Origin of the sequence: Candidatus Cryosericum odellii, assembly GCF_003570935.1 — a bacterium.
Classification (GTDB): Bacteria; Caldisericota; Caldisericia; order Cryosericales; family Cryosericaceae; genus Cryosericum; species Cryosericum odellii.
The window spans coordinates 1-5898 of record NZ_QXIU01000230.1 but is presented as its reverse complement, the minus strand read 5'-3'; the positions used below and the strand labels follow the sequence as shown (position 1 = coordinate 5898).

At 55.3% G+C, this 5898-nt stretch carries 4 protein-coding genes and 1 pseudogene; 1 reads left to right on the top strand and 4 read right to left on the bottom strand.

What is annotated here, in order from left to right:
• Positions 1-590 (bottom strand): ABC transporter permease (locus tag SMC5_RS09520; RefSeq protein WP_207799196.1); only part of this gene is annotated, 590 nt, incomplete at its 3' end.
• A gap of 89 nt (positions 591-679) precedes the next feature.
• Positions 680-2392 carry an ABC transporter substrate-binding protein gene (locus SMC5_RS09515; RefSeq protein ID WP_119120530.1) on the bottom strand — a complete coding sequence of 571 codons (1713 nt, stop codon included), beginning with the start codon at positions 2390-2392 and terminating at the stop codon, positions 680-682.
• A gap of 196 nt (positions 2393-2588) precedes the next feature.
• Between SMC5_RS09515 and SMC5_RS09510 the strand changes: the two genes are divergently transcribed.
• Positions 2589-2900, top strand: a complete 312-nt coding sequence (locus SMC5_RS09510) for a hypothetical protein (protein ID WP_119120529.1) — start codon at positions 2589-2591, stop codon at positions 2898-2900.
• Here the strand turns inward: SMC5_RS09510 and SMC5_RS09505 are convergent.
• A complete protein-coding gene (locus tag SMC5_RS09505) occupies positions 2888-4858 on the bottom strand; it encodes a WD40/YVTN/BNR-like repeat-containing protein (RefSeq protein ID WP_165846278.1) in 1971 nt (656 codons plus the stop codon). The genes SMC5_RS09510 and SMC5_RS09505 overlap by 13 nt on opposite strands.
• A 743-nt stretch (positions 4859-5601) precedes the next feature.
• Positions 5602-5898 (bottom strand): annotated as a pseudogene (locus tag SMC5_RS09500) (sugar ABC transporter permease); the annotation flags it as partial.

Here is a 5898-nt window from a genome sequence, read left to right as displayed (position 1 = left end):
GCGAAGGGGAGAATCCAATGCTGCAGGAGACTCCAGACGAACGACCAGGAGAAACTGGGCATCATGGCATTGCTGTACGCCCCCGAAAAGGGAAGAAGGTGCAGTCTGACTCCACAAAGCCAAGCCAGTAACATCCCGAGCCACATATAGGGGGTCGCTTGAAGGATATACGCCAGCGGCGATATGGTGTTGTCAAGCCACTTTGATCGCGCCGCGTACGCACCGAATTTGTTGCCGGCCAGCCAGCTCAGCAGGATTGCCGGCAGCAGGAGAAGAATGTCATATGGTACAGCCTGCTTGATAATCTTCATCACGGGCTGTGGAAACAGCCACAGGCTGACCCCAAGGTCTCCATGGAACAGTGCGATCCAGAAATTGAGGTACTGCCGCCAGATAGGCACATTGAGCCCAAATGCTTTCATGTAATAGGAGTAGATGAGCTTGGCGGATTCGGCCTTCAGGCCGGCCCTCGCAATCAGGATCTCAACGGGGTTGCCTGGCATGAAACGTGGAATGGCCCAATCGACGGTCACCGCCAGGATAAAGGTAATGACATAAATGAGCAGTTTTCTTCCGAAATAACGTCGCATTGCCGCTCCTTCGCTTGAAAGAAGGTCTGAGAATGTTTCACGCCCCCTCCTCCCACATGAGGAGGAGGGGGCGTTGAATACATTGGCTGTTACGGTTGTTTTACGGCCTTCAATTGAGTAAGCATGAGGATAGCGGTCATGTTCCAGTAGCCATTCCAGGTAACGGGCAGATCATGATTCTTTCCAGCGACCGAAGATGGCCAGTTCGTCCAATACGTGGTGCTCATCTGGGCCCACATACCGTTATACCAAAGAGGGATCATGGGCAGATCCGTGAGCTGAATCGTCTGGAGCTTCGAGATGACAGCCTTCATGGCTGCCAGATCGGTGGTCTTCGTCTTATCCAGCTGCGTCACCAGAGCAAAGGCAGTCTTGTTGTTGTACCTGCCATAGTTGCCACCCTGCGTGGTCGGGATGTCTTTGAGTTGGTCATAGAAGATGAAGTGATAGTACGTCCACGGTGAGTTGCTTACATTAGCCTGGTTGTCAATGGCCAGGTCAAACGTACCCTTCAAGCGAGCATCCAGGTACCCGTTGAAATCCGGGTAGCTGGCCACGATCTTGATCCCCACGGTTTTGGCGCTCTTGGAGATCATCTGGGCTGCGGCCATCCAGTCAGACCATCCATTGGGCACGATAAGCTTCAGTACAATCTTGGTGCCATCCTTGTTCTCGACAAATCCATCATGGTTGACATCTTTGTAGCCGGCAGCCGCAAGGACTTGTTTGGCTTTGGCAGGATTGTACGTGATGCCCAGTTTCTTGACAACAGCCTGGTCGACGTACTTGTTCCACATGGGGAGAAGGCCTGTCGGGTCGGAAGCCTGGACCATGTTGTTGTAATCCCTTGAAACAATGTCGGCTACGTTGATTCCATAGGCAAGTGCCTTCCGGAATGCGAGATCACTCATGGGCTTCTTCTGCAGGTTGATATCCAGCCACGCAGTGTTGGCGGCGATATCGTACGGAGCACTCGGATAATACGTGTGGAGTGCATAACCGCCTGTCAGTAATGTCGAGATACCCGGCAAATAGTTGTTGTTCAGATCTTCCTGCCCCTGGAGCACCAAACCTAGCGAGTTCTCGTTGCTGGTGTTGACAAGGTCAATGATGTACTTGGGAGCAACCGACAACTTGAGTGCTTTGGTCGCCCACCAGTTGACGTTCTTCTCCCAGACCATCTTGGTCTGATCGTATGTATTGTATAGATAGGCGCCTGATCCGACAGGTTTGTCATTGGCTCCTGTGGCAACATCGGTCAGACTTTTGGTTCCCCAGATATGCTGAGGAACGATTGGAAGGTTGTACAGATAGTTGTCCCATTCCTGATAGAGAGCGGTCTTGAACTTGAAGTCCAAGGTCGTGCTGTTGACCTTGGTGATCGACGTAAGCCAGCTCCACAGGCTGCTGAAGTTGAGTGTCGTCTTCTTGCCAAGCTCAATGGTGAACTTGACGTCGTCAACGGTCAAGGCCTTACCGTCAGACCACGTCAAACCCGGGCGGAGGACCAGTCTGTACGTGGTGCTGTTGGTCCACTTTCCACTGCTGGCGAGCCAGGGTGTAAACTTCGCTGTCAGGGGATCATACAGGAATAGCGTTTCGTAGCATAGACCAATTGTTCCCGTCGCATAGTTCCCCGTCATGAAGGGGTTCCAGTTCGACGGAGGACCCCACTGCTTTCCACCAGTGTAAAGGGTCTGCGACCGGGGGAATTCAGTAGTTGCTGCAGCTGCAACAGAGGTAACTCCTAGAACTCCAGTCAGTAATGCTAAGACCAGCAGAATAGACACTACCCTTCTCATTCTTCTTGCCTCCTGTATATCGTGCCTCAACCTCCACGTCTACCGCGACAAAACCATGGGCAACATTCAGATACTAAGATGTTTTCCCCACCTCCTTTTGCCTCTGATCGACTCTGACTATTTCTAATAGCACATTCCAAATTAATGTCAAGTTGTTTAGAACCTCCCCAGAAACATTGTCACCGCGTCAGGAAGTATGCAGGCGGACACAAGCCCGGGCAGCAGTCCTCTGGTAAAGTTCAGGAGAGAGTTCGAGCCATTGCACCAAGGCATCGACCAGCGGGCCGTTTGGAATCGCATCATGGAGTTCTACGCGACGACCTTCGACAACGTCCACGACGTTATGAGACGCAACGATTGTATTGAAGGCGTGTCAGCACGTCTGGCCGGTATCGAGACGTATCTCGTCACGGACTGCATGATCGGCGACGCGGCGCCATCGGGGGCGGACAATGTCTCCGACAGCCTCGGTTTCGAGAGCTGGATTCTGGCGAACTACTGGGTCTGAAGGCGAACGACGCCGTGCGCCGTCATGGCAAACACGCCACCTCCTGCCACAATGATACACCGTACATCAAGGTCGGGCAGACCGCTGTTCAGACGCTGCCATATGGCCCCGTCATCCTGTGACATCGCCACCCCGCGCGCCTGCGTCCCTGCATACACAATATCGTCTGGAGCCACCGCGATCGTGTTGACCGCTCCCGATACGGAGAGGATGGTTGACAGCCCGCTGCTGGAACGGGACCACGTCGCCCCGCCGTCCTGCGAGATATACACGCCCTTTGTGTCCGTGCCGGCGTAGAACCGGTCTGTTTCTTCGTCGACAGCGAGGCTGTCGATCCAGGGTGTATCCATTGACGATTGCAGACGTTTCCAGTGGTTGCCATCGTCCTTGGTTATGTACAACCCCTGACCCAGCAGCGAGAGGATCACCGTACCCGGCGTCGCTGTATCCGGAAGGAACGCGGCAATCTCGGTCCGCGGTGTCGGCGATCCTGCCGGCGTCGTGGCGACGAGGCCGATGTTCCTCAGTTCCCAGGTCAGACCTGCATCGTTCGAAACCGCGAATCCCCCGTCCGTACCGGCGTAAACTATCGTCGGCCCTGCAGGGCGGGACGCCAGGATACTCACCCTGACGCCAGGGATACTGTGGCTGACAGCAATCCAGTGATCTCCGCCGTCGACACTGCGCAGCACCGACCCAACAGACGTGCCGGCAAGGACAGTCCGTCCATCTTGCAGCACAAGAACACTGATTATCCCCTTCGACTCGGAGCAGCGCGACCACGAGATGCCAGCATCCGTACTGCGGAAAACCCCCTGGTCCGTCGCCGCGTAAAGGACGTCCGCATCGATCGGCGACGCGGCCAATCCCGCAAGGGTCAGATTCGTGATCCCAATGCTGGATTCGCTCCATGCCATACCATCGCGAGAAGAGAAGACCCCATAGGACGTCGCGGCCAACATGCCCATGCCAGAGCGCCCCAATCCGAAGACATGTCCGCCGTCGGGCAACTGAAAGGTTAGCTGCCAGTCGAGGCCGTCTGCCGAGAAGTACAGTGCTCCGGATTGTGTACCGAGAACAAGTCCAGGTGCCCCGTCCGGAAGAAATTGGACCGCCGCGCAGTCTGACGGGAGCGACCCCTTGCGGGAAATGAACCACGTCCGGCCTCCGTCCTTCGAGAGCCCTGTACCGCCACCGCTCACCGTGACGGCCACGTGGAGCTCGTCCGCCGGATCGATATCGATGCCCATCACCATGGGCTGTGATCCGAATGGCAGGACAATGGCATTCCACGTGCCTCCTCCATCCCTCGAGACGAAGAGACCGGTCTCCTGCGTTCCTGCATAGACCGTCCTGCCGTCCCTGCTGGCATCAACGGCTGCGATGCGGTCGCCCAAGTCCTTACGACCGGTTCGGCTCCACGAACGCCCTCCATCCCTCGAGACGAAGAGACCGGCATCACCCGTCCCTGCAAACAAGATGTCCGGAGAGCCGGCAGGGGAAGCGAGACACGACAGCGACCGGCTGCCCAGGCCTCGACTCGCGTTCTTCCACGTCTGGCCACCGTCCTCGGAAAGGAAGAAGCCGGCACCATACACGGCCTTGCCGACGACCTTTCCGTTCGCCCTCGGGTCAACCTCGATGCCCACGACATAGTGGCCGGACGAAGAGCCGCCGAGTGGTGTCCAATCGCGTCCGTCATTTGCAGAAACGTAGATCTCATCCTCGTTCGTACCGGCATAGACAAGCGCACCCTTCACGGGAAGGCTGGCAATAGCTGTGACGGGGCCGCCGAAGAGCCCCTTGTCCGATCGCACCCAGGCCGTCCCCCCAGCGATGCCTGCAGCATTGGTGAAGACACGCCGCATGAGGACAGCCTGGCCCGCCCGGGCATACCAGACAACCGCCACGACAAACACGAGCAAGACTGCTGCCACAACGCGACCAACGTGTTTCATCACTTTTCCCCTTCTATCAGAGCTCCGTCTCTCCATAGAAGAAACGGTTGCGGTCAACATGTGCAGCGCTGGACCTGACCAGCCTGCACCACGAGATCCTCCTCTGCCAGGAACAAAACTGGATGCAATCACCAAGAGAAGACAACCTCTGGTGATCAAAAAACGTGCTAGCCATGCGTACATTTCCACTGAGTTGACGACCTGATGCTTCAGGTACATTTCGTACGATGGAGGAGGTACTATTTAGGGTAGTATGGGTGAGAGGAATGGGTAGACCGTAGGTACATTGAAGCAATGAGAGATCCTCATAAGCTTGTACCAGAGATGGATCGCCCTTCCAAAGTTTGTGGTGGATCAGAAGCGGAAGAAGGTTCTTCCAGCTTGGGTTGTGGACGAAATGAAACACCGATGGAAAGGCAACCCATTGCAGACTCTCCTCATATGGGAGAGGTTTCGTATGACACATTGTGCAGAAACTGATGGTTCAAAGCAATCGTTAGAGCTATGGATGGAACACACGAGGAGGAAGTTCCAAACGAGAGGGGGTTGACAACCCTGAAGAAGCTCCTCAAGAAGAGGTATGGTACCGACTGGAACAAGGGAAGGATCATCCATGAATCAACAGGCTCCTATTCCAACTATCTGCGCCAATTTGCTGCTTGAGAAACCAAACCTCGCTTGATCAGCCTTTGAGCGAACCTACCAGTAATCCACGCAAGAAGTACCTGCAAATGAGAACTGGCCTATTCTCTTGCTCTATTGCGGGCTGCAATATCAAATATAACAGCGCCCGCAAGCACAAGGGCTTTAACGATGTATTGGTAAGATATATCGATGCCCATGAGGTTCATGCCGCTCGTCAGTGACATCATAGCAAACGCACCGACGATCGATCCCGTAACCTTGCCGACACCACCGGACGGTGATGCACCACCGACAAAAGCCGCCGCGATTGCATCCAATTCAAAGAGAGTTCCCGCCGTCGTTGTGGCCGATTTAAAACGGGACGCGAACAATATGCCCGACAGAGCTGCAAGGAG